General features: G+C 68.9%; 27 protein-coding genes and 2 riboswitches. Of the genes, 9 read left to right on the forward strand and 18 right to left on the reverse strand.

The genetic code is table 11. The features are described 5' to 3' along the window. Positions 1–6 precede the first annotated feature (6 nt). The 5 genes from SBI67_RS06425 to SBI67_RS06445 form a co-directional block, all read right to left on the reverse strand. On the reverse strand, positions 7–1,461 hold the full coding sequence (locus tag SBI67_RS06425; protein ID WP_318979752.1) for a flavin-containing monooxygenase: 1,455 nt from the start codon (positions 1,459–1,461) through the stop codon (positions 7–9). Between the two features lie 9 nt (positions 1,462–1,470). Further along, a complete protein-coding gene (locus SBI67_RS06430; protein ID WP_318979753.1) occupies positions 1,471–2,391 on the reverse strand; it encodes a ferritin-like domain-containing protein in 921 nt (306 codons plus the stop codon). Between the two features lie 11 nt (positions 2,392–2,402). After that, positions 2,403–3,248, reverse strand: coding sequence for an SDR family NAD(P)-dependent oxidoreductase (locus tag SBI67_RS06435; RefSeq protein WP_318979754.1), 846 nt, complete (start codon positions 3,246–3,248; stop codon positions 2,403–2,405). Next, on the reverse strand, positions 3,245–4,195 hold the full coding sequence (locus SBI67_RS06440; protein ID WP_318979755.1) for an alpha/beta hydrolase: 951 nt from the start codon (positions 4,193–4,195) through the stop codon (positions 3,245–3,247). The genes SBI67_RS06435 and SBI67_RS06440 overlap by 4 nt, the downstream gene beginning before the upstream one ends. 185 nt (positions 4,196–4,380) lie before the next feature. Next, entirely contained in the window at positions 4,381–6,120 is a 1,740-nt protein-coding gene (locus SBI67_RS06445; protein ID WP_318979756.1) for an MFS transporter, read from the reverse strand. A gap of 96 nt (positions 6,121–6,216) precedes the next feature. After that, positions 6,217–6,329, forward strand: a riboswitch (TPP riboswitch). Here SBI67_RS06445 and thiC point away from each other — a divergent pair. The 6 genes from thiC (at position 6,321) to SBI67_RS06475 (ending at position 10,988) form a co-directional block, all read left to right on the forward strand. After that, a complete protein-coding gene (gene thiC / locus SBI67_RS06450) occupies positions 6,321–7,883 on the forward strand; it encodes a phosphomethylpyrimidine synthase ThiC (RefSeq protein WP_318979757.1) in 1,563 nt (520 codons plus the stop codon). (Overlaps the previous riboswitch by 9 nt.) Continuing rightward, entirely contained in the window at positions 7,880–8,716 is an 837-nt protein-coding gene (gene thiD / locus SBI67_RS06455) for a bifunctional hydroxymethylpyrimidine kinase/phosphomethylpyrimidine kinase (protein ID WP_318979758.1), read from the forward strand. Before thiC ends, thiD begins: the two co-directional genes overlap by 4 nt. After that, entirely contained in the window at positions 8,706–9,320 is a 615-nt protein-coding gene (locus SBI67_RS06460) for an alpha/beta hydrolase family protein (RefSeq protein ID WP_318979759.1), read from the forward strand. Before thiD ends, SBI67_RS06460 begins: the two co-directional genes overlap by 11 nt. Beyond that, entirely contained in the window at positions 9,317–9,862 is a 546-nt protein-coding gene (locus SBI67_RS06465) for a septum formation family protein (protein WP_318979760.1), read from the forward strand. Before SBI67_RS06460 ends, SBI67_RS06465 begins: the two co-directional genes overlap by 4 nt. A gap of 20 nt (positions 9,863–9,882) precedes the next feature. Then, the gene (locus SBI67_RS06470) at positions 9,883–10,152 is read left to right on the forward strand and encodes a DoxX-related protein (protein ID WP_024451699.1); all 270 of its coding nucleotides are present in this window, start codon (positions 9,883–9,885) and stop codon (positions 10,150–10,152) included. After that, on the forward strand, positions 10,119–10,988 hold the full coding sequence (locus SBI67_RS06475) for a DMT family protein (RefSeq protein WP_413232443.1): 870 nt from the start codon (positions 10,119–10,121) through the stop codon (positions 10,986–10,988). Before SBI67_RS06470 ends, SBI67_RS06475 begins: the two co-directional genes overlap by 34 nt. On the opposite strand, the gene SBI67_RS06480 is transcribed toward SBI67_RS06475, so the two are convergent. Beyond that, positions 10,989–12,620 carry a SulP family inorganic anion transporter gene (locus SBI67_RS06480; RefSeq protein WP_318979761.1) on the reverse strand — a complete coding sequence of 544 codons (1,632 nt, stop codon included), beginning with the start codon at positions 12,618–12,620 and terminating at the stop codon, positions 10,989–10,991. A gap of 17 nt (positions 12,621–12,637) precedes the next feature. On the opposite strand from SBI67_RS06480, the gene SBI67_RS06485 reads away from it, so the two are divergent. Continuing rightward, positions 12,638–13,909 carry a uracil-xanthine permease family protein gene (locus tag SBI67_RS06485; RefSeq protein WP_318979762.1) on the forward strand — a complete coding sequence of 424 codons (1,272 nt, stop codon included), beginning with the start codon at positions 12,638–12,640 and terminating at the stop codon, positions 13,907–13,909. Here SBI67_RS06485 and SBI67_RS06490 read toward each other — a convergent pair. The 11 genes from SBI67_RS06490 to thiO form a co-directional block, all read right to left on the reverse strand. Beyond that, the gene (locus SBI67_RS06490; protein ID WP_318979763.1) at positions 13,890–14,915 is read right to left on the reverse strand and encodes an NAD(P)/FAD-dependent oxidoreductase; all 1,026 of its coding nucleotides are present in this window, start codon (positions 14,913–14,915) and stop codon (positions 13,890–13,892) included. The two genes, SBI67_RS06485 and SBI67_RS06490, sit on opposite strands and share 20 nt — an antisense overlap. Then, a complete protein-coding gene (locus SBI67_RS06495) occupies positions 14,912–15,406 on the reverse strand; it encodes an isoprenylcysteine carboxyl methyltransferase family protein (RefSeq protein ID WP_318979764.1) in 495 nt (164 codons plus the stop codon). The genes SBI67_RS06490 and SBI67_RS06495 overlap by 4 nt, the downstream gene beginning before the upstream one ends. Before the next feature lie 5 nt (positions 15,407–15,411). Beyond that, positions 15,412–16,479: a type III polyketide synthase gene (locus tag SBI67_RS06500; protein ID WP_413232416.1), complete on the reverse strand. Its 1,068-nt coding sequence runs from the start codon at positions 16,477–16,479 to the stop codon at positions 15,412–15,414. Between the two features lie 112 nt (positions 16,480–16,591). Further along, positions 16,592–17,989, reverse strand: a complete 1,398-nt coding sequence (locus tag SBI67_RS06505) for a M28 family peptidase (RefSeq protein ID WP_318979766.1) — start codon at positions 17,987–17,989, stop codon at positions 16,592–16,594. Next, positions 17,986–19,479, reverse strand: a complete 1,494-nt coding sequence (locus tag SBI67_RS06510) for a M28 family metallopeptidase (RefSeq protein ID WP_318979767.1) — start codon at positions 19,477–19,479, stop codon at positions 17,986–17,988. Before SBI67_RS06510 ends, SBI67_RS06505 begins: the two co-directional genes overlap by 4 nt. Before the next feature lie 25 nt (positions 19,480–19,504). Further along, entirely contained in the window at positions 19,505–20,173 is a 669-nt protein-coding gene (locus tag SBI67_RS06515; protein ID WP_318979768.1) for an ABC transporter permease, read from the reverse strand. Continuing rightward, positions 20,170–21,066 carry an ABC transporter ATP-binding protein gene (locus SBI67_RS06520; RefSeq protein WP_318979769.1) on the reverse strand — a complete coding sequence of 299 codons (897 nt, stop codon included), beginning with the start codon at positions 21,064–21,066 and terminating at the stop codon, positions 20,170–20,172. The genes SBI67_RS06515 and SBI67_RS06520 overlap by 4 nt, the downstream gene beginning before the upstream one ends. Next, on the reverse strand, positions 21,063–21,818 hold the full coding sequence (locus SBI67_RS06525) for an SGNH/GDSL hydrolase family protein (protein WP_318979770.1): 756 nt from the start codon (positions 21,816–21,818) through the stop codon (positions 21,063–21,065). Before SBI67_RS06525 ends, SBI67_RS06520 begins: the two co-directional genes overlap by 4 nt. After that, positions 21,815–22,606, reverse strand: a complete 792-nt coding sequence (locus SBI67_RS06530; protein WP_413232417.1) for a thiazole synthase — start codon at positions 22,604–22,606, stop codon at positions 21,815–21,817. Before SBI67_RS06530 ends, SBI67_RS06525 begins: the two co-directional genes overlap by 4 nt. Further along, positions 22,599–22,796 (reverse strand): sulfur carrier protein ThiS, encoded by a 198-nt coding sequence (gene thiS / locus SBI67_RS06535; protein WP_318979771.1) that lies wholly within the window; start codon positions 22,794–22,796, stop codon positions 22,599–22,601. Before thiS ends, SBI67_RS06530 begins: the two co-directional genes overlap by 8 nt. A gap of 7 nt (positions 22,797–22,803) precedes the next feature. Continuing rightward, positions 22,804–23,796, reverse strand: a complete 993-nt coding sequence (gene thiO, locus SBI67_RS06540) for a glycine oxidase ThiO (RefSeq protein ID WP_318979772.1) — start codon at positions 23,794–23,796, stop codon at positions 22,804–22,806. Next, positions 23,786–23,897: riboswitch (TPP riboswitch) on the reverse strand. It overlaps the preceding gene by 11 nt. A 34-nt stretch (positions 23,898–23,931) precedes the next feature. Here thiO and thiE point away from each other — a divergent pair. Further along, positions 23,932–24,567: a thiamine phosphate synthase gene (gene thiE, locus SBI67_RS06545; RefSeq protein WP_318979773.1), complete on the forward strand. Its 636-nt coding sequence runs from the start codon at positions 23,932–23,934 to the stop codon at positions 24,565–24,567. Here thiE and SBI67_RS06550 read toward each other — a convergent pair. Then, positions 24,557–25,039, reverse strand: coding sequence for an NUDIX hydrolase (locus tag SBI67_RS06550; protein WP_318979774.1), 483 nt, complete (start codon positions 25,037–25,039; stop codon positions 24,557–24,559). The genes thiE and SBI67_RS06550 overlap by 11 nt on opposite strands. 103 nt (positions 25,040–25,142) lie before the next feature. Between SBI67_RS06550 and glnX the strand changes: the two genes are divergently transcribed. Continuing rightward, positions 25,143–26,459: a protein kinase G-activating protein GlnX gene (gene glnX / locus SBI67_RS06555; RefSeq protein ID WP_318979775.1), complete on the forward strand. Its 1,317-nt coding sequence runs from the start codon at positions 25,143–25,145 to the stop codon at positions 26,457–26,459. The last annotated feature ends 2 nt before the right edge of the window (positions 26,460–26,461 follow it).

Raw genomic sequence — 26,461 nt, forward strand, 5'->3', positions numbered from 1 at the left:
CGGAGTCTAGGCGGCGGTGATCCGGTAGTCGCGCAGATCCAGCGCCTTGAGCTGGTTGACGTACTGGGTGGCGAAACCGGGGAACATCGTCGCGTTGAAGCCGTCCTCGGTCAGATACCAGCTCTGGCAGCCGGAGTTCCAGGTCGTGGACCGCAACCGGTGCTGGATCCGCTCGTTGTAGCGGGCCTGCACGTCGGGGCGGACATCCAACGCCTTCCACCCGAACTGCAGCAGCTTGCCGATCGCCTCGGTGATGTAGTCGATCTGCGCCTCCATGTACACCAACGCCGAGCTGTGCCCGGGGCCCGAGTTGGGGCCGAAGGTGAAGTACAGGTTGGGGTAGCCGGACACCGCGACGCTGCGGTAGGCGTATGCCCCGCGGCTCCATTCCGATGCCAGCACCCGCCCGTCGACACCGGTGACCGGGAACGGCGTGCCGGTCTTGGACACGTCGAAACCGGTCGCGAACACGATCGCGTCGAACCGGTGCTCGATACCTTCCACGGTCCGAATTCCCCTGGGGGCCAGCCGCGCTATCGGCCAGGTGACCAATGTGCAATTGTCCGCCTGCAGGGCGGGGTAGTAATCACTGGTCATCAGCAGGCGTTTGCAGCCGGCGGAGAAGTCGGGAGTGAGCTGCCGGCGCAGCCACGGATCCTTCACCTGGGCGCGCAGATTCGCCCTGCTGATGGCCTCCACCAGCCGGGTGAAGGGGGTGTCCCAAACCACACCGAGCGCCACCGACTCGTGGCCCCAGAACCAGGCGGATCGCATCAGCTTTTCAGCCAGCGGCACCGTTTTGTAGATGTCCTTGAGCCAGTCGGCGGTTGAGGTGTTGTACCGCGGCAATACCCATCCGGCGGTGCGCTGGAACACCTTCACCGACTCGGCGACCTTCACCAGTTCCGGCACGATCTGCACAGCACTGGCACCGGTACCGACCACGGCGACCTTCTTACCGGCGAAGTCGTACCCGTGATCCCAGCGGGCGCTGTGGATCTTCTTGCCCTCGAAGGTGTCGATGCCCGGGAGCTCGGGCAGACTCACGTTGGCCAGCGGGCCGGAGGCGACGATCACGGCCCGCGCACGCACCGGGTCGCGATCGGCGAAGCTGACCGTCCACTCCCCCGCAGCCTGGTCGTAGACCACGCCGGTGACGGTGTGCTCGAAGCGGATGTGCGGCTGGAGGCCGGCCTCGGTGACCATATCGTCGATGTAGCGCAGGATTTCGGCGCTGCCGGAGTAGGTGTGCGACCAGTCCGGGTTGGGCGCGAAGCTGTAGGAGTACAGCCGGGACGGGATATCGCAGGCGGCACCGGGATAGGTGTTGTCCCGCCAGGTGCCCCCGACTCGGGTATCCCGTTCGTAGATCTCGAAATCGGTGATGCCGCGGTCCTTGAGCCGGATGGCCGCGCCGATGCCGGCGAAACCGGCACCGATGATGGCGACAGAGACAGTCATCAGGGGCTCCTAGGCGACGGGCTCGTAGGTCAGTTCTTGCGACCAGGTGGGGTTGTTGCGCACCAGCGAGATCGGGATCACGCCGGTGATCTTCACCAGTGAATCGGCCATCCAATGGTATTTGGAGGTCCGGTCGATCACCTTGCGGCCCTGCCACGAGATGATGCGGTACATCGGCACCCGTCGCGCGAACTGGCTTCGCTCACCGACACTTTGGAACCGACGCATGGCCTGGTACAGCCGCTCCTCGTCCACCCCCATGGCGACGATGTTGTCCCGCATCTTGTTCAGCAACGGTACGTAGCTGAGCACCCCGACCAGGAAGGTCGGGTTCACCCAGCCGCCGACCAGTTTGATGAGCAGTTTGCGCATATCGGCGTGACCGATGATGTCCATCACCTCGAAATCGACGGCCAGATGCCGGGACTCGTCGGAGTTGATGCGCTTGAAAACCTCCTGCGCCACCGGGTCTTTGACCTCGTCGGTGATGAATTTGATCAGGGCGCCGTCGAGTGCCACCTCCAGCATCGGGATGACGGTGCCCAGGAAGGTCAGATCCATGCCGTCGGAGTACTTGTCGAGCCAGTTGATCACCAACTGCACGTTCACGCTGGGCGGCGGGATCTCGTCGTCCTCGAGCATGCCCCAGCGGCGCATCAGCGCCAGTTCGGCGTTGGCGTGCTTCTGCTCCTCGGCGTGGAAGTGCTCGTAGATGCTCTTCAGCGTCGGGGTCGGGGCTTTCTTGGCCAGTGCGGCGAATCCGCGGGCGCCGACGTTCTCGATCCACATCAGGTCGGTCATGAACGGTTTGAGCTTGGCCCACAGGTCGGCGTCGATGAGCTCGGCACCCGTTGCGTCCCAGTCGATGTCGACCAGGGCCCACTGCTTGTCCTTGATCATCTGCAGCATGTTGTCCAGATCCATTGCCATGATCGAGCCTTTCAGTTGTCGGGGAGCAGGCGGCCGAGTAACCCCGCGCCGCGGACGTACAGGGACGGGAAGTGCCGTTTCAGATGCCAGATGACGGTGGCGTCCAGTTGCGGTACGACGTAGAGCCGGCCGCCGTCGTGGGCGTCGAGGGTGCGAGCGGCGACATTGTCGGCCGACAGACCGGTCCAGCGGGCCAGTTGCTGACTCAGGTTCATCGAGCCGGGGGTGATCCGCCCGTCTTGGAAGACATTGGTTTTCACGAACGTCGGGCACAGCACGGTCACCGCGATATCGGTACCGGCCAGTTCGGCCGCCAGGGTTTCCGACAGGGACAGCACGCCCGCCTTGGAGACGTTGTAGGCGGCCATCGACGGCGCCGCCGCGAAGCCCGCGGCCGAGGCCACGTTGATGATCCCGCCGCGGCCGGCCTCACGCAGGATGGGTGTGAACACCTCGCAGCCGTACACGACACCCCACAGGTTGATGCCGAGCGCCCAGTCCCAGTCGTCGAACCCGATGTCGCCGACGGGCTTTCCACCGATCCCGACGCCGGCGTTGTTGATCACGCAGGTGGGCGCGCCGCCGAAGATCTCCTGCGCCTGCTTGGCCAACAGCTCGATCGCGGCGCGGTCGGATACGTCGCACTGCACGGCGTGCCCTTTGCCCGTCCAGAGCCGGTCGATCAGGCCGACCGTTTCGGCGGCACGGTCGGTGTCGATATCCGCGCAGATGACGTCGCCACCGCGGCGGGCGAGCTCGAGGGCGAACGCCCGTCCGATGCCGCTGCCGGCGCCGGTCACGACGGCCTTGGCATCGGTGCTGCGTTTTGGGCCGCTGCCGAACAGGTTGAATATCAACAGATCTCCTGCAGGTCGTCGGAAAACTGGCCGGTGATGAAGTGCGCCGCCCGGCGCAGTGCGGCCTTGGCCTCGGGGGCCACGTTCGGCAGGGCCTGGAAGACGTGCACCATGCCCGGCCAGACCTCGAGAATGCTGCGGCCGCCGGCCTTGCGCAGTTCGGCGTCCAGATGACGCGCGTCGGCGCGCAGCATCTCGAACCCGCCGGCCTGGATCAGGATGGGTGGTAGGGCTCGTGCCTCGGTGAAGTCAAGGCGCAGCCGGGGATGCTCGGGGTCGTGGCCCTGGGTGTATAGGCCGACCATCTTGCGCGCCGCGCCCGCCGACATCGCCGGATCGCGATGGGTGCGCTCCTGCTGTTCGGCCAGCCCGAGCGTGAGGTCAATCAGTGGAGAGAACAGCACCACACCAGCCGGCTGGAACGCCGGATCGTCGGCGTGGGCCAGCAGCAGGTCGCAGGTCAGGTGACCGCCGGCGGAGTCGGCCGCGATGACGAGGTCGGATGCCTGGTAGGCCTGTGCGAGCAGCCAGCGGTAGCCGGCTTCGACGTCGTGCGCCGCGGTGGGGAACCGGTGCTCGGGCGCCAGCCGGTAGTCGACCACGAAGAACGGCAGGCCGGTGGCCTCCGACAGCCGGGCCACCAGCTTGCGGTGGGTTTTCGCCGAACAGATGACATACGCGCTGCCGTGTACGTAATAGCCTGCACGCCTTCCGAATTCGACGCCGGGCCCGAGCACCCATTCGCCGCCGGATTCCGGGACGATCCTGGTACCGGCGGGCATCGAGCCCCCGAGGGCCATGATGGTGGCGATCAGCTGCCTGCCGAACCACACCCCCGGCGTCGTCATCGGGATCGCGCTTGTCAGGCAGCCCAGCGTCCAGCGGGTCGCCGTGGCCGAGACCACCGCGCGCAACGTCGCGCGGGCCGGTACCTCAGTGTCCGTCACACCATTAGGTCATCATCAACTGTGTCATTTGTCAATGGCACAGTTGCCGGTGGCCCAGCACCTGGGTCGATCGAAGTCGCTTGGGGGTGTCCGGCGCGTTCAACCGGACGCCGAATTCGACGAAATGCCGAAACGTACTCGCACAAAATGACCGAAACGTGCGTTTGGGCGAGTAGGAGGGCGGGTCAGGCCGCGTTGTCGGCACCCGGATCCGTGCCGTAGCGGCCCGGGTTGAACAGCGAGGCGATGGCACCGAGGACCATCATGACCGCGGCGGCGCTGAAGACCACGACCAGTCCGGAGTGGAACGGTTCGGTGATCAACTGCGGGAAGAAGGTCTGCCCGGTGAGCACGTCGGCGTTGACGCCCGGCTGGTGCAGGGCGCCGTAGGGCGCGAGCAGTTCGGCCATCGGGTTGTAGCCGAGGAAGGCGGCGAACAAGCTGCCGACCGGGGGCAGGTTCGCCACGTCGTGGGCCACCGAGGCCGAAACCCCTTGACCGGTAAGGCCGCTGCTGAGTGCCGAGGGCAGGGTGCCGGCCAGGCCGACGATCATCAGCGAGAAGAAGATGCCGATGGACAGCGACGATCCCGCGTTGAAGAAGGTGGCCCGCACACCGGAGGCGGAACCACGCTGATCCGCCGGCACGCTGGACATGATGGCCGCGGAGTTGGGTGCGGTGAAGATGCCGCCACCCAATCCGTTGAGGAATACCAGCACCGCGAAAACCCAGTAGTCGAAGTTGACCGGGATGAGCAGCAGCGCCACGAAAGTGGCTGCCATCAAAAGCATTCCGCCGACCGTCAGGGGACGCGCGCCGAAGCGGTCGGACAGCGAACCGGCAATGGGTGCGGCCACCAGGAACCCGACGGTGACCGGCAGCAGGTAGATGCCGGCCCACAGCGGTGTCGACTCGAAGCTGTAGCCGTGCAGCGGCAGCCAGATGCCCTGCAACCAGATGATGAGCATGAACTGCAATCCGCCGCGGCCCACCGAGGACATCAGGCCGGCCAGGTTGCCCATGCCGAATGCCGCGGACCGGAACAGCCGGATATCGACCATCGGGGACTCGACGTGTAACTCGACGAAGCAAAACGCCACCAGCAACAGCAGGCCACCGCCGATGGCGCCCAACACCCACGGGCTGGTCCAGCCGGTGGTGGACTCCCCGTACGGCTGGATGCCGTAGGTGATGCCGATCAGCAGCACCGTGAGCCCCAGCCCGAAGGTCAGCGTGCCCGCCCAGTCCAGCCGGCCCGCGGTGCGCACCCCGAGCTCGCGCAAGGAGCGGTAGCTCCAGATGGTGCCGAGCACGCCGATCGGCACGCCGACCCAGAACACCGCCTTCCAGTGCCACTCCGACAGGAAGCCGCCGATGAGCAGGCCCAGGAAGGAGCCGGCCACCGCGGCCACCATGTTGACCCCGAGCGCCATCCCACGCTGATTGGCCGGGAACGCGTCGGTGAGGATCGCCGACGAGGACGCCATCAGCATGGCCCCGCCGATCCCTTGGATCACCCGCCAGGCGATCAGCCACACCGCGCCCCCGCCGAGGTGGAACGGGTCGAAGGACAGCGCGACGGCGGCCAGGGTGAAGACCACGAATCCGAGGTTGTAGATGCGGACCCGACCGAACATGTCGCCGAGCCGCCCGAACGGGACCACCAGTACCGCCGTCACCACCAGGTAGCCCATCAGCATCCAGAGCAGGTAGCTGACGTTGCCGGGGGCCAGTGGGTTCAGGCCGATACCGCGGAAGATGGCGGGCAGTGAGATCAACACGATCGAGGCGTTGATCGAGGCCAGCAGGATGCCCAGCGTCGTGTTGGACAGCACCACCCACTTGTAGAAGGGGTGATCGTGGTCCATCCGCGTGCGGCGGCGGGCGGTTTCGGCTTCTGCAGTCAGCTCAGTCTCAGTCGTCATCCGTCTTCAGCTCTACGCATCGGGGAAAAACATATATTAGCTATCCAAACGATCTCTCTGCAATTCACATTCCCGGCGTGGTCGGCTAACTTGGAACTCGTCCAACACGGGAGCGCACCCAAGTGCGCTGAGAGGACGGCTGGCTGGGCCGTCGACCGTACGAACCTGACCGGGTAATGCCGGCGTAGGGAGATCTGTTGATGACTGTTTCTGTTTCCGTCGATTCCGTGACCACCGGCCCCATCGCGGGCAGCTCCAAGGTCTACACCGAGCGCGGCGTTCCGCTGCGTCGCGTGCACCTGACCACCGGGGAGCATTTCGACCTGTACGACACCTCAGGGCCGTACACCGACGCCACCGCCACCATCGACCTGAAGAAGGGCCTGCCGCCCAGGTCAGGGGTGGTGCGCGAGCGAGGCACCCAGCTGCAGCGGGCCCGCGCCGGCGAGATCACCGCCGAGATGGCGTTCATCGCCGAACGCGAGGGCGTGCCCGCCGAGCTGGTGCGCGACGAGGTGGCCCGCGGCCGCGCCGTCATCCCGGCCAACCACAACCACCCCGAATGCGAACCGATGATCATCGGCAAGGCGTTCGCGGTGAAGGTCAACGCCAACATCGGCAACTCCGCGGTGAGCAGCTCCATCGCCGAAGAAGTCGACAAGATGGTGTGGGCCACCCGGTGGGGCGCGGACACCATCATGGACCTGTCCACCGGGCGCGATATCCACCTGACCCGCGAGTGGATCCTGCGCAACTCCCCCGTGCCGGTCGGCACCGTGCCGATCTACCAAGCCCTGGAGAAGGTCAACGGCGATCCCACCAAACTCACCTGGGAGATGTACCGCGACACCGTGATCGAACAATGTGAGCAGGGCGTGGATTACATGACCGTGCACGCCGGGGTGCTGCTGCGCTATATCCCGTTGACCGTCAAGCGGGTCACCGGGATCGTCAGCCGCGGCGGATCGATCATGGCCGCCTGGATGCTGGCCCAGCACCGGGAATCGTTCCTGTACGAGAACTTCGGTGAACTGTGCGAGATCCTGGCCCGCTACGACGTCACCTTCTCCCTCGGTGACGGCCTGCGCCCCGGCTCGATCGCCGACGCCAACGACGCCGCCCAGTTCGCCGAGTTGGAGACCCTCGGCGAACTCACCAAGATCGCGAAATCCCATGGCGTGCAGGTGATGATCGAAGGCCCCGGCCACGTGCCGATGCACAAGATCGTCGAGAACGTGCGCCTGGAGGAAGAACTCTGCGAGGAGGCCCCGTTCTACACGCTGGGCCCGCTGGCCACCGATATCGCACCGGCCTACGACCACATCACCAGCGCGATCGGGGCGGCCATCATCGCCCAGGCCGGCACCGCGATGCTGTGCTACGTGACCCCGAAGGAGCACCTGGGCCTGCCCGACCGCAAGGACGTCAAGGACGGGGTGATCGCCTACAAGATCGCCGCGCACGCCGCCGACCTGGCCAAGGGGCACCCGCGGGCCCAGGAACGCGATGACGCACTGTCCCTGGCCCGCTTCGAATTCCGTTGGCACGACCAGTTCGCGCTGTCGCTGGATCCGGACACCGCGCGCGAGTTCCACGACGAGACGCTGCCCGCCGAACCGGCCAAGACCGCGCACTTCTGCTCGATGTGCGGGCCGAAGTTCTGCTCGATGCGAATCACCCAGGACATCCGCGACGCGATGAACCAGAAATCCGAGGAGTTCGCGGAGCACGGGAACCGGGTGTATCTACCCTTGAGCTCATGAACTTTCTGCCGCTGACCCCGCCGGGGCAGACGCCGCACCGGGTGATGACCATCGCCGGAAGCGATTCCGGCGGCGGGGCGGGCATCCAGGCCGACCTGCGCACCTTCGCCATGCTCGGACTGCACGGGTGCGTTGCACTGACCGCCGTCACCATCCAGAATTCGGTGGGCGTCAAGGGCTTTCACGAGATCCCGCTGGATGTCATCGCCGGCCAGATCGAGGCGGTGGCCGGTGATATCGGCATCGAGGCCGCCAAGACCGGCATGCTGGCCTCGGCCGACATCATCGGCACCGTGGCCGCCACCTGGCGCGGGCTCGACGGTGACATCCCCTTGGTGGTCGACCCGGTGTGCGCATCCATGCACGGTGACCCGCTGCTGCATCCGTCGGCGCTGGATTCGGTGCGCCACGATCTGTTTCCGATCGCCACCCTGGTGACCCCGAATCTCGACGAGGTGCGGTTGATCACCGGGATCGAGGTGGTGGACGTCGCCAGCCAACGCGATGCCGCCAAGGCGCTGCACGCCCTGGGCCCGCGCTGGGCCCTGGTCAAGGGTGGGCATCTGCGGTCCTCGGCGCACAGCCCCGATCTGCTGTACGACGGCACCGATTTCTACGAATTCGACGCCGAACGCATCGACACCGGGCATGACCACGGTGCCGGCGACACTCTGGCCGCGGCCACCACCTGCGCGCTGGCGCACGGCTACACCGTGCCGGACGCGGTGGCCTTCGCCAAACGGTGGATCACCGAATGTCTCAGGGCCGCATACCCATTGGGGCACGGGCACGGTCCGGTGAACGCACTGTTCAGGTTGCAGTGTGAATCTTGACGACCTCGCCGGGGTGGCGCACGAGCCCGACGGTGCCCCGAAAGGTGTCGTGGTGCTCACCCACGGTGCCGGCGGCAACCGGGACGCCCCGCTGTTGATCCGGATCTGCGACGAGTGGGCCCGCACCGGATTCCTGGCCGTGCGGTACAACCTGCCCTACCGCCGGCGTCGGCCCAAGGGTCCGCCGTCTGGTTCGGCCACCGCCGATCAGGACGGTATCGCCGAGGCGATCGGGTGGGCCCGCGGCCTGGGCCACGGGCCGGTGCTCGCCGGTGGGCATTCCTACGGCGGGCGGATGACGTCCATGGTCGCGGCAGGCCCGGACGGCCCCGACGTGCTCACCCTGTTCTCCTATCCCCTGCACCCGCCGGGAAAGCCGGAGCGGGCCCGCACCGAGCACCTACCCCGGATCACCGCGCCGACGGTGTTCACCCACGGCACCGCGGACCCGTTCGGCGGCATCGACGAGATCAGGGCCGCCGCGGACCTGATCGCCGGGACCAGCACCGTCGTCGAGATCACCGGCGCCCGGCATGATCTGGCCTCCAAGACCTTGGATGTTCCTGTGCTCGCGGTCGCGGCCGCGGTTATCGTCATTCCATGACGCAGCCGCCCTACGGGGCACCGCCACCGCCGCCGCAGCCGTACTCGTACGGATACGGCTACCCGTACCAGGCGCCGCCCCCGCCGCCGCGCAAGACCCGGTGGGGTCTGATCATCGGGCTGATCGCCGGTGGGTTCGTGCTACTGGCCGCGCTCGGCGTGGTGGGAATCGTGTTGCTGGTCAAGAACTCCGATGTGGTCGATGCCGCGGAGATCGGCATGGGTGACTGCCTGGGCGAGATCCCGTCGGACTCCAGTCTGGTGTCGTCGGTGAAGACCGTCGCCTGCACCGAGCCGCACAAGGGCGAGGTGTTCGCCGTCATCACCGTACCGGGCAGCGATTTTCCCGGACAGGACAAGATCATCGGCTACCAGGACAAATGCCAGCCCGCACTGCAGGCGTATTCGTCCGCGGCCATGGAGGATCCCGAGGTCGGCATGTTCGTGCTGTACCCGACCGAGGCGTCATGGAAACGCGGTGACCGCGCCGTCACGTGCATCGCGACCACCGACACCCCGAGGACCGGATCGCTCAAGAATTGACGTGCGGTACCGTCGGTCCCGTGTCCGAGAAGAAGAAGTCCCCGGCCGTCGTCCTCACCGGACTGGCCTTTGCGGGAACCGGTGTCGCACATTTCGTCGCCCCGCAGCTGTTCGAGTCGATCACCCGGCCCGCGTTCCCGCGTGACACCGATCGCCACATCAAGACCAACGGCAGCATCGAGACCGCCATCGGCGTCGGCCTGCTGATCCCGAAGACCCGCAAGCTGGCCAAGGTCGGCACGCTGGGCTACGTCGGATACCTGGCCGCCAACGCGATTCGCAACCGCTGATCGGTCTGCTGGCCGCACTCGCGGCATGTCTCAGCTACGGAACCGCGTCCGTGCTGCAGGCCTACGGTGCGCGCAGTTCCCGCGACCCCGCGGACTCCGGTGCGGCGACCCTGCAGTCGACGGTCAAGGCGGCGCTCACCCCGGCCTTTCTGGCCGGCATGGTGCTCGACGGTCTGGGCTTCCTGTGCAGCCTGGTCTCCGCCCGGCTGATCCCGCTCTTCCTGTCGCAGACCATCATCAGCGCCAACCTGGTGGTCACCGCGCTGCTCAGCGCCGCGCTGCTGGGTCTACGGCTGCGTGGTCGCGACTGGCTCGCCATCGGCACCGTGGTGGCGTCGCTGGTGGTCCTGGGATTCACCACCGGCCACCTCGGCACCGGCACCGGCACCCGCGGGCTGCACTGGGCGCTGCTCGTCGCCGCGCTGGTGATCCTGACCGGCGGGATCGTCCTGGCCCGCCGGCTCGGCTCCCGCGCGGCCATACCCGCGGGCCTGATCGCCGGGGTGCTGTACGGAACCATGGCCGTCGCCGTCCGGGTGACCGACGGGCTCGACCCCTTCCGACTGGGCGCATTGCTCACCGACCCCGCCGCGCTGACCGTCGCCGTCGCCGGGATCGGCGGGTTCTACCTGTTCACCGTGGCGCTGCAGCTCGGTTCGGTGAACGGGGCGGCCGCCGCCCTGGTGGTCGGCGAGACGGTGATCCCGGGCATCCTGGGCGCCCTGTTGTTCGGCGACACCGCCCGCCCCGGGTTCGACTGGCTCGTCGTCGTGGCGTTCTGTACCGCGGTGGCGGGTGCGGTTGCCGTCGCAGGCATGGTCGAGCAGGCGGGCTGATCACCGGTTGCGGAACGCCTCCACCGCGGTGGGCAGCGTCGGGTACATCGGTGCCTGGAAACCCGCGGCCCGCAGGTCGTCGAGCAGGTCCTGCTTGACCCTGGCCATCGCGAACACGATGCCGCGCGCGGTCAGCTCGGCGCGCAGCTGTTCCAACGCGTCGACCGCGGTGAGGTCGGGATCCACATTGGCCTCGGCGTTGTAGACGAACCACTCGACGGGCGTGCCGGCCTGGTCCACCGCGGCCATCGCCCGAGACCGGAAATCCTCGGCGTTGGCGAAGAACAGCGGCGCGTCGTAGCGGTACACCACCAACCCGGGCACCGGTTCGGCATCGGGATAGTCGTCCACGTCGTGCATGCCGGGCAACCCCGGCACATACCCGAGCACACTGTCATGCGGGCGGGCGATCCGACGCAGCATGTCCAACAACGACAGCACGATCGCCACCAGTACCCCGTAGAGCACCCCCAGACCCAGCACCGCCGCCGTGGTCGCCAACGCGAGGATCAGCTCGCTGCGCCGGAACCGGGCCAGCCGGCGGAACTCGCCGGTATCGACCAGCTGGACCGCTGCATAGATCACCAGGGCGCCCAGCGCGGCGGTGGGAAAATGCTCCAGCACTCCGCGTCCGGCGAGCATCACCACGATCACCGTCGCCAACATCACCAGGGAGTACAGCTGGGTGCGACTGCCGACGGTATCGCCCAGCGCGGTGCGGCTGCCGCTGGAACTGACCGGGAAACCGTGGGTGAGACCGGCACCCAGGTTACAGACACCCAGCGCCCGCAGTTCGGCGTTGGCATCGATGGACTCACCCTTACGGACGGCGAAAACCCTTGCGGTCAAGGCATTATCGGAGAACGCGACCACCGCGATACCGCAGGCCGGTACCAGCAGTGCCGTCAGGTCGGTCACCGAGACATCCGGCACAGCGGGCACCGCGAAACCCGCCGGGATGGCACCGACGACACGGATCCCGTACTCGCGCAGCCCCAGCGCCCACGCCACCGCGGTCGCCAGCAACACCGCCACCAGCGGGCCGGGAAACCGCGGGGACAACCGGTGCAACACCACCAGCAGGGCCAGCACGGCGCCGGCCAGTGCCAGCGTCGGACCATGTACACCGTGCACGCCGACGACGAAAGACCTTATCTGGTCCACGAATTCGTCACCGTGCACCTGCACCCCGGTGACCTTGCCCAGTTGGCCGCCGATCATGATGACCGCGACACCGGTCATGTACCCGACCAGGACGGGCCGCGACAGCAGGTCGGCCAGAAAACCCAGCCGGCACCATCCGGCGATCAGGCAGAGCGCGCCCACCAGCAGCGCCAAGCCCGCCGCCAGGGCGGCGTAGCGGGCGGCGTCGGTGATCGCCAGCGGGGCCAGCGCGGTGGCGGTCATCAGCGCCGTGGTGGATTCCGGCCCCACCGACAACTGGCGCGATGATCCCAGCACCGCGTACACCGCCAACGGCAGAAGGGCGGCCCACAGCCCGGCGACCGGTGGCAACCCGGCCACCGTGGCATAGGCCATCACCTGGGGCACCAGGTATGCGGCGACGGTGACTCCGGCGAGCACGTCACCGCGCAGCCACTGCCGCTGATACTGTGCGCGACGCCCGATCATGGTGTGTAGTCAACTACGTGAGCACACTGCGTTGGAAGTACGTCGAGTCCCGCAACGACGGTCAGTTCGTCGTCGCCCCTGACGAACGGCTGAGCTGGCCACGGACCATCGGCATCGGCGCCCAGCATGTGGTGGCGATGTTCGGCGCCACCTTCCTGGTGCCGGTGCTCACCGGCTTCCCGCCGGCCACCACCCTGTTGTTCTCCGGGGTGGGCACCATCGCCTTCCTGCTCATCACCGGTAACCGGCTGCCCAGCTACCTGGGGTCCAGTTTCTCGGTGATCGCCCCGGTCACCGCGGCCGTCGCCGCCCACGGAACCGGCAGCGCGCTGGGCGGTTTGGTGGCGGTGGGCCTGTTGCTCATCGTGATCGGCGTGATCGTGCACGTGGTCGGCACGCACTGGATCGACGTGTCGCTGCCGCCGGTGGTGACGGGCGCCATCGTCGCGCTGATCGGTTTCAACCTGGCACCGGCGGCCAAGACCAACTTCGAGAAGGGTCCGCTGGTCGGCATCGTCACGCTGGTGCTGCTGGTCGGCACGCTCGCCTTCTTCAAAGGGTTGGTCGGCCGGCTGGCGATCTTCCTGGCGGTCGTGATCGGCTACCTGGTGGCCCTGGCCCTCGGCGAGGTGGACACCACCGCCATCGCCGCGGCCCCGTGGATCGGGTTACCGCACTTCCAGACACCCTCGTTCGACGTGTCGGTGCTGCCGCTGTTCCTGCCTGCGGTGATCGCCCTGGTCGCCGAGAACATCGGGCACGTCAAATCGGTCGGCCAGATGACCGGCACCGACCTTGATCCGGTGCTGGGCCGCGCGCTGGCCGCCGACGGTGTGGCCACCGTGCTGGCCGGCGCCGGTGGCGGCTCGGCCACCACCACCTACGCCGAGAACATCGGCGTGATGGCGGCGACCCGGATCTACTCGACCGCGGCGTACTGGGTAGCCGCCGCGGTGGCGATCGCATTGTCGTTGTGCCCCAAGGTCGGTGCGGTCATCTCGGCCATCCCGCCCGGTGTGCTGGGCGGGGCGACGATCGTGCTCTACGGCCTGGTCGGGGTGCTGGGCATCCGGATCTGGCTGACCAACCACGTGGACTTCTCGCTGCCGGTGAACCAGATGACCGCGGCCATCCCGCTGATCGTCGGGATCGCCGACTTCACCTGGCAGATCGGCTCATTGACGTTCACCGGTATCGCGCTGGGTGCCATCGCGGCCCTGGTGGTGTACCACGGGATGCGGCTGCTGGGCGCGCCCAGCAGCCGCATCTCTAGTGAGCCAGTGCATTGACCACCCGCGAGAACACCGCGGGCAGCGCCGCCGAGGCCGGGGTGATCGCGGAGCGGACCGGTCCGACAGCGGTGGCCTGCAACAGCGCCGCCGTCAGGAACCGGTAGCGCCGGGTCATCGCCCGCCATCGCCGGTCGTAGTCCGCGGTGCTGCCGGTGACCAGGCAGTCGACCAGTAGTTCCGCCGCGCCGAATGCCAGGCCCATCCCTTCGCCGGTCAGGGCGTCGACGTACCCCGCGGCATCACCGACCAACAGCACCCGGCCGGCGGTGCGGTGGCGCACCTTCTGGCGCAGCGGCCCGGCCGCCCGGTCCTGACCGTGCGGCAGTCCGGCAATCCGGTCCGTCAGGGCGGGGAACTGCCGGAGGTGTTCGTCGAAGCCACCGCGGGTCGACTTCAGGATCGCGATACCGACGCAGTCCGGGCTCACCGGCGTCACATAGGCTTCCGCTGCGTGGGGCCCCCGTCCCCAGTACACCTCGACGCAATCCGACCACGGCGCCATCTGCACGTGCCGCCGGATACCCCACCTGCGGGTGGCTGCCTCGCCCGCCGACAGACCCAGTGCCCGCCGGATCGGTGAATGCAGCCCGTCGGCGGCGGCCAGGTAGCGGGCGCGGAAGCCGGCCGCCGATACCGATTCGTCGTCCTGGGTGACGGTCCCGACGTCACCGTGCACCACCCGTACGCCGGCCGCGGCCGCCGCGTCGATCAATGCCGCGTGCAGCACGGTCCGGCGCACGCCGCGACCGGCACCGTGCCGGAACCGTGCCTCGGCCGTGCGCTGACCGTCCAGATAGCGGATGCCGTGAAACGCCTCCCCCTGCGGCTCGACACCGATGCGCCGTAGGTGTGCCAGCGAATGCGGCATCAAGCCTTCCCCGCACGCCTTGTCGATCGGGCCGCGGCGGTGTTCGACCACCACCACCTCCAGACCCGCCCGGGCGGCGTGTACCGCCGTGGCCAGGCCGGCCGGCCCGCCCCCCGCAACGAGCAGATCGATCACGACAAGCTCTGCAACGCCGCGTTCTCGACGCGGATCCTGGTGCGCAGCAACGCCGCATTGGCGGCCGAGAAGATCAGCGCGGTGATCCAGGCGCCCCCGACCAACGGTAGGGCCGCCCCTTCGAGCACCACCGCCACATAGTTCGGGTGTGGGATGAGCCGGTACGGGCCGCCGGTCACCCTGGCAGCCCCCGGCACCACAACCACCCTGGTGTTCCACTGTTTCCCCAGCGTGGTGATGCACCACCAGCGCAATGCCTGGGCGGCCACCACGACCCAGAACGCCGGCCACACCCAGCGCCTGCGCGCCCGCGCCTCGGCGAGCGCACCGACCAACAGCCCGCTGTGCAGAGCCACCATCACGGGGTAGTGCCCGGCACCGAACTCCTTGCCGCCCTGGGCTTTGCTCCACTCCAGGTTGCGGTTTGACACCACCAGTTCGGCCACCCGTTCGACGGCCACCAACAGGATCAGCGTGAGGAACCCTCGCATGGCGATCAGCGCCACCGCAGCAGGACGAGTTCGGAGCAGAAGCCAGGCCCCATCGCCATCAGGACGCCGGGCGTGCCGGCAGGCGGGCGTTTGCGGATGGTGTCGCGCAGCACGTGCAGCACCGATGACGACGACAGATTGCCAACCTCGGCCAGTGACTGCCAGGTCAGGTCGAGCGCATCCGAGGGCAGCGCGAGGGTGTCGATGATGGCCTCGATGACTTTGGGGCCGCCGGGATGGCTCACCCAGGTGCTCACGTCTTCGACGGTGAGGTCATGGGCGGCAAGGAAACCCGTCACGTCGTCGCCGAGGTAGCGGCCGACGAAGGCAGGCACTTCTGCGCTGAGCACGATCTCGAAACCCTTGGAACTGATGTCCCAGCCCATGGCGTGCAACGAATCCGGGTACAGGTGGCTGGTCGAGTCAAGCACATCGGGTCCGACGGGGTCGAGCCGCTCCGCACGGTCGCGTCCGACGGCCACCACCGCGGAGGCGCCGTCCCCGAACAGGGCCCCGGCCACCAGGGTCGGCATCGACGGGTTGTGTTTGCTGGTAAGCGAACACAACTCCACCGACACCAGCACCGCCACCTTGTCCGGCGCACCGCGCAGGTAGTCGTGCAGTCGCGCGATACCGGCCGCACCGGCCACGCACCCCAGCCCGAAGATCGGCAGCCGCCGCACATCGGGACGCAGACCCAGCCGGCCGGCGATCCTGGCATCCAGGGAGGGCACCACCGCTCCGGTGACGGTGGTGGTGATGATGAGGTCGACGTCCTCGGGCCGCAGGCCCGCCTCGTCGAGGGCGCCGGACAGCGCGGCACACCCTAATTCGGTCGCGTGTTCGATGAAGAGGCTGTTGGTCTCGCCGAAGTCGGTGAGCCGGGCGTACTCCTCCAGCGGCCGGACCAGATACCGGCTCTGGACCTTGGCGCTCTTGTGCAGCGCCCGGACCACCGGTTCGTGCTCGCGGTAACCGGGCAGCGCGAGCAGCGTCTCGGTGACCTCGTGCTGGGTGTAGCGGTGCGGTGGAAGGACGCCGTGAACTCCGGCGATGGTGCTTGGATTCGACACTTCGGCGACAGTAATTCCCATACCCTTGCCACGGGGCGCTACGTCCCGCGGTTCACCTCGATACCGGAATCAGTTTGTGCCGTCGGTCACTTCGTCGAGCCCGACGGATCCCTCAGGGTTTGCGGTGCGGTACCCCGTTGGGGCCGTCGGTGGACTGAGCGTAGGTGCCGACGGCGAACGCGATGGCCGGTCCGGTGATCGACAGCGCGCGCCGGTCCACATTGGCGATCCCGTCTCCTGGACCACCGGCATCGGGGTCGAACGGCATACCGGCCTTGCCGCCCCACAGCCGGGCCTGCACCGGTGTCTTCTTCTGCAGCGCCCCAGTGGTGACGCCGCCGGCGGGAATCCCGGCCGCCAGGAAGGCGCCGTAATCGGTCAACCGGTCCAACGGCATATCGGCCGGGCGGACACCGGCCAGGTTCAGGTAGCCGGCCAGCGTGCGCTCGATTCCCGCCGAACCGTCTGGCACCGCCGGGAAGTCGGGGTTGGCCGGACCGGACTGATCACCGTCGAAGGTGAAGAAGCCGGCGTTGGGCGACCCGAGCTGCTCGGCGTCCAGGTACAGCGCGATCTGGTCGCGTTGCCCGGCATCCAGACCGGCCAGGTATTTGCTTGCCGCACCCAGATTCTCAGACCCCCAGAAGGTGAACCGGACCGCGTTGGCGATGGCCGGCCGCGAGCCCAGCGCCGTCGCGGTGGCCAGCAGTGCCGCCACACCGGTGCCGTTGTCGTTGATCCCGGGGCTGTTCGGTGCGCTGTCCAACTGCGCTCCCGCGGCGATCACCTTGCCGGTGTCCCCGGTGTGCGTCTGGGCGATGACGCTGCGCGAGCGTGCCAGCGTCGCCTTGCCGTCCAGGGTCAGGCGTACGGGTGCGGTGGTGCGCCGCAGTGCGGCATCGGCCGAGCGGTCGATGATCGCGACCGGAACCTTGAGCTGCTGGTAGTACCCGGGCGGGAACAGGCCGGGCACGCCATTGGTGGCGACCACCAGCAGCCCGGCGGCCCCGGCCGCCACCGCGGCGTTCTGTTTGTCGACGACCGAGCAACCGAGGGCGTCGACGATCACCAAGGCCCCGCGGACACCTTGGGCGCCGCGGTAGTCCGCCGCCGCGCAGCCGGCCGGTTTGACCGGGCGGATGCTCACTGCGCTGAGCCCACCCGCCGGTGTCGGCACCAGCGGCGAGCCCTGGTCGACGGGATACCGCCGGCCCGCCACCTCCAGGCTGGGTGCGCCGGGATCACCGGTGTCGAGCCACTCGAACTCCGGGGTCTGGACGTCGAAACCGTTGTCCCGCAACACACCGGCGACGTAGTCGACGGCGGCGTCGAAACCCGGGGTGCCCGGCTGGCGGCCACCGATCTCGTTGAGTTTGTTCAGGTGGGCGTACATCGCGTCGGCGGTCACCCGGTCGGCGAGGTCGCGGCCCGTCACCGGCGCAGGGGTGGTGACCGGCGCGCAGGCGGCCAATGCGGCGGCGGCGCAGGCGACCGCGAGCAGCCGCCTCATGAACCCGACAGCGGGTGCCGGGTGCGGTCGTCGCGGACCGGAACACCGTTGCGGCCGCTCAGGTCCTGGGCGTACAACCCGACCGCGTAGGCGACGCCCTTGCCTTGGATGTCCAGCGAGGTGCGGTCGACGTGGTCGAGCGTGTCGGTGGCCTTGTGATAGTTCGGGTCGAACGGCTGATTCGCCTTCCCGCCCCAGAGCCGCGCCTCGTCCTCGTTCATATCCTCCTCGGCGCCGGAAAACAGCCCGCCGGAAGGGATCCCGGCTTTGGTGAAGCCGTCGTAGTCCGATCGGCCGTCGAACGAGGTGTCGCGGGCGGGCTTGCCCGCCGCGTCCAGATAGTCCACCAGGGTGCGTTCGATGCCAGCCGATCCCTCCGGCACCCGCGGCACGCTGCCGTCCTTGGCCGGTGGCAGCGACTGGTCACCGTCGTAGGTGAAGTAGCCCGGGTTGGGCGAGCCGAGCATGTCGAAATTCAGATACAGCGCAATGTCTTTGAGCTGGTCCACCCCGAGCGTGGACACGTAGTTGTCGGAGCCGAGCAGACCCAGTTCCTCGGCACCCCAGAAGCCGAACCGCACGGCGTTGCGCACATCGGGCGAACTGCCCATCTGCAGCGCGGTTTCCAGCACCGCAGCCACCCCGGTGCCGTTGTCGTTGATCCCGGGGCCTTCCGGAACACTGTCCAGATGGGCACCGACCATCACCACGTCGGCGGTGGACCCGGTCTTGGTCTGTGCGATGACATTGCGGGTGCGGTCGACGTTGACACCGGCTTTCATGGTCAGGGTCACCGGCCCGGGAGCGCCGCGCAGCCGGGCCCCCTCGGCCTTGGTCACACTCACGACGGGGATCTGCACGTCGGTGTCTTCGCCGAGGGTGCCGCCGAATTCGTCACCGTCGACGTTGTTGGCGATGATCAGTGCCACCGCCCCGCGTTTGGCGGCGTTGGCCTGTTTGTCACCGAACGGGCACGTGCCGCGGTCGACCAGGACCACCGCGCCGCGGACGGGCAGGCCGTCGTAGTCGGATTCGGCGCAGCCGGGACTGTCGTCGGCGCGCGCGGCGACCAGCGGTCCGGACACCCCGCCCGCGGGGGTGCCGATGGTGTAGTTCAGCGGTTTGGCCGGCACCCGCGCGCCGGACACCGTGAGCACCGGCTCGTCGGCGAACGGCAGACGGACCTCGAACTCGGGCGTCTGCACATCGAAACCCTTGTCCCGCAGCATGTTGGCGACATAGTCCACACTGGCTTGGTAACCGGGGGTGCCCATCGCCCTGGTGTGGTTGTTGGCGTCGGCGATCTGCGCCAGCTTGGTCAGGTGGCCCATCATCGCGTCGGCGGTGACCCGGTCCCGGATGGTTCCTGCGTACTCCGATGCGGCTGTTTGCGGGGTGGCCGGTGTCGGCGGGGCGGGCTGTCGGTGGCCGCAGCCGACGAGCACCGATGCGACGATCGTGAACAGGACCGCCTGTGATCTGAGCCGCATAGGACCCCACGGTAGCGGACGCCGGTCAGGCGTCCCGGCGGGTCACCAGCGCGGCGGCCACGGCGAACACGGCGGCCGCGACGGCGGCGAAGTACAGCGCCGAACCCGTCGGCCCCCACCACATGGTGAAACTCTGGATCCAGGTGACACCAGTGAACGCATTGGCGTTGGTGAACGGCAGCAGCGGGCCGATGCGGGAACCCAGCTGCGGGCTCACCCCGAGCAGCGGCTCCACCACGAACGGCAACAACAACAGCACCGCGACTGCGGCGGCGCTGTGCCGCACCACCGCGCCCAGTCCGACGGCCAGCACCGCCCCCAGCACCGCGTACAAGGACACCGCACCCACCGTCGGCCACCCCGGCGTGCCGGTGGCCAGTACGAAGGACCCGAGGGTGGCCACGGCGCTCACCACGGCGGAGAACGCGGCGGCGACAATCGCTTTGGCGGCCAGCACGCGCACCCGGTTGGGGGTGCCGAGAAAGGTGGTGCGGATCATCGCGGTGCGATATTCACCGGTCACAGTCAACGCGGAGAGCACCATGAGCACCGGCACGCCGAACATGGCGGCGCCGAGTTCGGGCTGTCTCGGGATGGCGGTGGCCAGCCCGAGGCTGAGCACCACGACGGCCAGGGCCGACCACGCCGGCGACGGTGTGCTGCGGAGTTTGAGGTATTCGCTGGTGATGGTCATCGGCCGGCCCGGTAATCGGTGCTGTCGTCGGTCAGGTTCAGGTACGCCTCCTCCAGCGAGGTGCGCACCGGCGTCAGCTCGTGCAAGGTGATGCCGTGCCGGGCGGCCAGCTCACCGACCCGCTCGGTGGTCGCCGCAGTCACCCGTAATCCGGTGCCCTCGCCCGCCACCGAGAGGCCCTCGGCGGTCAACACCTCGGTGAGCCGGTCGGCCTCCGGACTGCGCACCAGCACATCGGCCGACGACGCCAGGAACTCGTCCATCGAGGTGGCCGCGACCAGCCGGCCGCGACCGATCACCACCAACCGGTCCGCGGTGTTGGCCATCTCGGCGAGCAGGTGGCTGGATACGAAGACGGTCCTGCCCTCGGCGGCCAGCGTCCGCATCAGGGTGCGCACCCACCGGATGCCCTCGGGATCCAGCCCGTTGACCGGCTCGTCGAACAGCAACACCTGAGGGTCGCCCAGCAGTGCGGTCGCGATGCCCAGCCGCTGGCTCATGCCCAGCGAGAACGTCCCGGCCCGCTTGTCGGCGACGTCGGTCAGTCCGACGGTGTCGAGGACCTCGTCCACCCGGTCGGGGTCGATCCGGTTGCTGGCCGCGATCCAGCGCAGATGCGCGCGGGCCGACCGGTTCGGGTGTACCTGCCGGGCATCCAACAACGCACCGACGGTGCGCAGCGGGTGGGTGAGTTCGTGGTAGCGCTTGCCGAGCACGGTCGCGGCGCCCGCCGTCGGCCGGTCCAACCCGACGATCATCCGCATGGTGGTCGACTTGCCTGCCCCGTTCGGACCGAGAAACCCTGTCACCACCCCGGATTCGACAGTGCAGGTCAGGTCGTCGACGGCGGTGGTGCGGTCGAAGCGTTTGGTCAGGCCGGTCAGTTCGATCACAGCGCCGCGACCAGCAGATCGGACACCGCTTGCATGCCCGCGGCGTTGGGGTGCAGCGGGGCCGGCCCGGCGCCGGGCACCGGGATGATCAGCCAGCTGGGCTTGGTGGTCCAGGGTTGCGGGGACCAGGGGTGGTGTTCGCGGCTGGCCGCGCCGGCGCACACCACCTCGCACCCGCTGGCGGCGGCCGCATCGGCGGTGGCCGCTTCCAACCCGGCGGCGACCCGGTGGCCCAAGGCGAACAGGTCCGCCGGTATCGGCGGTGGGGTTCCCAACGGGGGCAGCAGCGTCAGGTAGTCGACGAACACCACGCGGGCGCGCGGTGCTCTGTCCCGAACGGCCGCCCCCACCCGCACCAGCGCATCGCGCACGGTCGACAGGGCCGCGTCGCGGGCCACCGGGTCGAACAGGTCTGTCGTCGGCGCGATCCGGCGCAGCGGCGCGGGCAGCGCCGCCAACGTCAGCAGCGGAACGTATCCCACGTCGTTGCCGCCGATGGTGATGGTGACCAGATCCTCGGATCCGTCCAGCGCCGCCAGCTGCGGAGGCGTCTTGTGCTGGTGGTCGGTCAGGATGTGCGCGCAGGTGGCACCCGAGTAGGTGACGTCCACCAGATCCAGTCCGAGCCGCGCGGCGGTCAGGTACGCGTAGTTGCGTGCCGAGCGCATGGCCGGCCATGGTGACCCGGCCGCCCGTGGCGCGATGCCAGGACCCGCGGCCATCGAACTACCCAGCGCAACATACCGTTTCACGGGACGGTGGGGCTCGACGCCTGCGCCCAGAAGCGTTTCGGGATCCGCCCGGCCGCCCGCGCCAAGCGACCGGCGGTGACGGCCGAGGCCATCGCCGCGGCCATCACCGGCGGATCGGCGGCCCGGGTGACGGCGGTGGCCAGCAGCACGGCGTCACAGCCGAGTTCCATGGCCAGTGCCGCATCGCTGGCGGTGCCGATACCGGCGTCCAGGATCACCGGAACCCCGGCCCGGTCCACGATCATCTCGATGTGGTGCGGGTTGGCGATGCCCAGCCCGGTGCCGATCGGCGAGCCCAGCGGCATCACGGCCGCGCAGCCGGTGTCTTCCAGCCGCCGGGCCAGCACCGGGTCGTCGTTGGTGTACGGCAGCACGACGAATCCGTCGTCGACGAGTTGTTCTGCGGCCCTGACTAATTCGATGGCATCGGGCAGCAGGGTGCGCTCGTCGGCGATGACCTCGAGTTTCACCCATTCGGTGCCGAGCGCCTCGCGGGCCAGCCGCGCGGTCAGCACGGCCTCGGCGGCGCCGCGGCAGCCCGCGGTGTTGGGCAGCGGGGTGATGCCCAACCGACTGAGCAGATCCAGCACCCCGGTGCCGGTTTCGGCGTCGACGCGGCGCATCGCCACCGTCGTCAGCTCGGTGCCGGAGGCGATCAACGCCTCCTCGAGGACGGCGAGGTTGGCCGCGCCGCCGGTGCCCATGATCAGCCGGGACCCGAACTCCCGGCCGGCGATGGTCAGTTTTGTCGATGAGCCGCTTGCGCGAAGAGCATCACAGTCAGCCACCCTGCACCGCCGTCACGACCTCGACCCGGGCGCCGTCGGTGAGCACGGTGTCCCACGCCGAGCGCGGCAGCACCTCCCAGTCGACCGCCACCGCGATGCCCTTCTCCGGAAAACCCAAGTCGCTCACCAGTTCTCCGACGGTGATCGCGTCCCGCACATCGGCTTCCTCACCGTTGACCAGCAATATCATCGTGCTCCTAACCCTGTGCCAGTTCGGCGGCGATCCGCTCGGCGGTCCACGGCGCCAGCAGGAATCCGTTGCGCCCGTGGCCGGTGGCCACCAGCGTGCGTTCGTCGAGCCTGCCGACGATCGGCAGTCCGTCGGGGGTCATCGGCCGCAATCCGGCGGCGCACTCGGCCAGTTCGTACTCCCCCAGCGCCGGCAGCACGGCGCACGCATCGTCGAGCAGGTCGCGCACACCGGTGACCACCGGTGCGGTGTCCCGGCCGTGCTCGTACTGGGTGGCGCCGACCACCACACCATCCGGGCGCGGCACCAGGTACACCTGCCTGCCGTGCACCCTGGCCCGAATGACCCTGTCCGGCATCGGCATACAGCCCTTGCGCCAGCGCAGCCGCAGCACCTCGCCCTTCACCGGGCGCACCTGCAGGCCCGGCCACAGCGCCGGGGCGTCGATGCCGTTGGCGATCACCCGCAGCCCGGGCACCTCGGTCAGGTCGGTGACCGGCGGCGCCCACTGCACGCCGAGCGCGGTGCACGCCGCTTCCAGCGCCTGCACCAGCCGGCGGTTGTCCACCGCCAGCTCGGTCTCGGCCACGAATCCGTGCCGGATGCCTTGGGCCAGCAGCGGCTCGATATCGCGGGCCGCCGTCGTCGGGCTCACCGGCTGCCCCTGCGCCGAGAGCCACTCGGCAACGGTGCGCAGGTCGGCCACATCGGCCCGGTCCACCGCGACCACCAGGGATTCCCGCGCGGTGACCACCTCAGCGGGCAGCCCGTCCAGGAACCCGGTGTGCCACAGCTTCAGCGATTCCAGGCCCAGCGCCAGCTGGGCGTCCTCACCCGGCCAGCCCTCGCTGTGCGGGGCGAGCATCCCGCCGGCCACCCACGACGCCCCGCGGGCATCGGTGCGGTGCACCCGGACCGACCAGCCGTCCTGCGCGGCGCGGCGCGCGACCGACAGGCCGATGACGCCGCCGCCGATGACGGCCAGTGCACGCTCAGACATTCCCTCTCCCTTCGCCGGCATGACCCGGATCAGGTGCAACGGTCAGGGCCGGTGATTGGCCCACTCTCAGCCCCGGTCCCGGGACTCCCGCGTCGGGTGTCCAGGGTACTCGGCCCGCCCGATAACCTCGGCGCTGTGGATGCACGCGCCCGCCTCGCCGATGCCAGGCTGTACCTCTGCACCGACGCCCGGCTGGCGCGCGGTGACCTCGCCGAGTTCGCCGACGCGGCGCTGGCCGGTGGGGTCGACATCATCCAGCTGCGGGACAAGAGTTTGGAGGCCCGCCAGGAACTCGCCGCGCTCGAGATCCTGGCCGATGCCGCCCGCCGGCACGGCGCCCTGCTGGCGGTCAACGATCGCGCCGACGTGGCGCGCGCCGCAGGGTCGGACGTGCTGCACCTCGGGCAGGACGATCTGCCGCTGGAGGTGGCCCGCTCGATCATCGGTCCCGGACCGCTGATCGGCCGCTCCACGCACGACGAGCAGCAGGTGGCCGCCGCGCTCGCCGAACCGGTCGACTATTTCTGCACCGGTCCGTGCTGGCCGACCCCGACCAAACCGGGACGCCCGGCACCGGGGCTGGATCTGGTCCGGCACACCGCCGCGCTGGCACCGGCCAAACCCTGGTTCGCCATCGGCGGGATCGATGCCGACCGGCTGCCGGAGGTGCTGGCCGCGGGGGCGCGCCGGATCGTGGTGGTGCGGGCCATCACCGAAGCCGACGACCCGCGGGCCGCCGCACGTCACCTCAAGGACGCGCTCACGGCCTGAGCAGCGGGATGCCGGCGGCGACGCTGCGCAACCGATCCCAGCTGGCCGCAAAGCCGGGGTGCAGGGGCAGCTCAGCGACCTGGTCCTCGGTCACCCAACGCAGCTCCGAGCTCTCCCGGTTGGGCGTGGTGGTCAGCAGTTCGACGGCGTCGGCGATGACGGTGGTGTACGACCAGCCGGGCACTTCATGGGTGACCACCGCGATCCGCACGGTCATCATCTCCGCGGTGAGGCCGGCCTCCTCGTGCGCTTCCCGGACCGCGGCCTCCTCGACCGACTCGTGACTGTCGCGTGCCCCGCCGGGCAAACCCCAGGTGCCGCCCTGGTGGCTCCACGGGGCACGATGCTGCAGCAGGACCGCCGCGACCCCGCTGGGAGCCGGCGCGCGGAGCAGCAACCCGGCCGCGCCGTGGCGGCCCCAATAGTGCGCACCGCCGTCCGACATCACCCAGCCGTCACCGTCGCCACGCACAGGTTCAGGATAAGGGGCCACGAATTCCCACGCGTCACTCCAATCTCTCTTAGACTTTCATTAATCGCACACCGACCACGTTGTGAGGGAGGTCCGCGCACCCGTGACCGTGGAGTTGGCGCACCCGTCGACCGAACCGCTGGCGTCACGGTCGCCGGCTGCCGGGGGGCATCCGCGGTGGTGGTTCCTGTGGACCACGCCCGGCCGCATCCTGACGATCGGCGTCGTGCTGTGCGCGCTGGTCATCGCGTGCGCGTTCGCCACGTCCCGCACGGTCAACGACCGTCAGCAAGCGCTGACCACCGTGCTCGACCACACCGAACCGCTGGCGTTCGCGGCCGGCCAGCTCTACACCACCCTGTCGGTGGCCGACGCGGCCGCCGCGACGGCGTTCATCGCCGGCGCCGAACCCACCGATGTCCGGCAGCGCTACGAGCAGGCCATCACCGACGCGGCGGTGGCCGTGACCCGGGCATCCAGCGGGCTGACCGACGAACCGATGATCCAGTTGCTCGGCCGGGTCAACGCCGAACTGGCGGTCTACACCGGCCTGGTGGAGACGGCCAGGACCAACAACCGGGCCGGGAATCCGGTCGGCTCGTCCTATCTGTCCGAGGCCTCGGCGCTGATGCAGACCCAGATCCTGCCCGACGCGCAGCGGCTGTACGAGGCCACCTCGGCCCATGTCGACGCCGAGACGGCCGCCTCGGCTCGGATTCCGGCCTCGGTGATCATCGTGGTGCTGGCGACCATCCTGTTCGGGTTGTTCGCCAACCGCTGGCTCACCCGGCGGACCCGACGGCGGATCAACGCCGGTTTCGTCGCGGGCGGACTGGCGGTGCTGATTATGGTGGTCTGGGTGGGTACCGCACTGGTCATCTCGACCGCCGACAGCCGCAGCGCGAAAAACACTGCGGCGCAGTCGCTGAAGACGGTCACCACGATGGCGATCACGGCGCAGCAGGCCCGCGCCGACGAGACGCTGGCCCTGGTCCGCCGCGGCGACGAGGACGTCCGCAAGCAGTCCTACTATCAGCGCATCGACGCCATGCAGCAGCAGCTGTCGATCTATCTGGCCAGCGATGCCAAGAACAAGGGCGAACTCGCCGACGCCGAACAGCTGTTGCGCCGGTGGCGCGCGGCCGACGATCGGATCAACGCCTACATCGCCGTCGGCGACTACCAGGCCGCCACCCAGGTGGCCCTCGGGACCGGTGAGGACGACTCCACCCCGGCCTTCGGCAAGCTGGACGCCGCACTGACCAAGGGCATCGAGGACAGCCGCAACCAACTGCGCACCGATATCGTCAGCGCCCGCCGGGTGCTGTCGGGGGCGACGTTCGGCGCCGCGGCGCTGAGCGTGCTCGCCGCCATCGCCGTCTCACTGGGGTTGTGGCCCCGGCTCAGCGAGTACCGGTAATG

Origin of the sequence: Mycolicibacterium chengduense, assembly GCF_033741155.1 — a bacterium.
Taxonomy (GTDB): domain Bacteria; phylum Actinomycetota; class Actinomycetes; order Mycobacteriales; family Mycobacteriaceae; genus Mycobacterium.

What these genes read in the sequence shown, in the direction of transcription:
- SBI67_RS06425 (WP_318979752.1), bottom strand. Translation starts at nt 1,461, where the DNA reads ATGACTGTCTCTGTCGCCATCATCGGTGCCGGTTTCGCCGGCATCGGC.
- SBI67_RS06430 (WP_318979753.1), bottom strand. Translation starts at nt 2,391, where the DNA reads ATGGCAATGGATCTGGACAACATGCTGCAGATGATCAAGGACAAGCAG.
- SBI67_RS06445 (WP_318979756.1), bottom strand. Translation starts at nt 6,120, where the DNA reads ATGACGACTGAGACTGAGCTGACTGCAGAAGCCGAAACCGCCCGCCGC.
- thiC (WP_318979757.1), top strand. Translation starts at nt 6,321, where the DNA reads ATGACTGTTTCTGTTTCCGTCGATTCCGTGACCACCGGCCCCATCGCG.
- thiD (WP_318979758.1), top strand. Translation starts at nt 7,880, where the DNA reads ATGAACTTTCTGCCGCTGACCCCGCCGGGGCAGACGCCGCACCGGGTG.
- SBI67_RS06465 (WP_318979760.1), top strand. Translation starts at nt 9,317, where the DNA reads ATGACGCAGCCGCCCTACGGGGCACCGCCACCGCCGCCGCAGCCGTAC.
- SBI67_RS06480 (WP_318979761.1), bottom strand. Translation starts at nt 12,620, where the DNA reads ATGATCGGGCGTCGCGCACAGTATCAGCGGCAGTGGCTGCGCGGTGAC.
- SBI67_RS06495 (WP_318979764.1), bottom strand. Translation starts at nt 15,406, where the DNA reads ATGCGAGGGTTCCTCACGCTGATCCTGTTGGTGGCCGTCGAACGGGTG.
- SBI67_RS06505 (WP_318979766.1), bottom strand. Translation starts at nt 17,989, where the DNA reads ATGAGGCGGCTGCTCGCGGTCGCCTGCGCCGCCGCCGCATTGGCCGCC.
- SBI67_RS06510 (WP_318979767.1), bottom strand. Translation starts at nt 19,479, where the DNA reads ATGCGGCTCAGATCACAGGCGGTCCTGTTCACGATCGTCGCATCGGTG.
- SBI67_RS06515 (WP_318979768.1), bottom strand. Translation starts at nt 20,173, where the DNA reads ATGACCATCACCAGCGAATACCTCAAACTCCGCAGCACACCGTCGCCG.
- thiS (WP_318979771.1), bottom strand. Translation starts at nt 22,796, where the DNA reads ATGATATTGCTGGTCAACGGTGAGGAAGCCGATGTGCGGGACGCGATC.
- thiO (WP_318979772.1), bottom strand. Translation starts at nt 23,796, where the DNA reads ATGTCTGAGCGTGCACTGGCCGTCATCGGCGGCGGCGTCATCGGCCTG.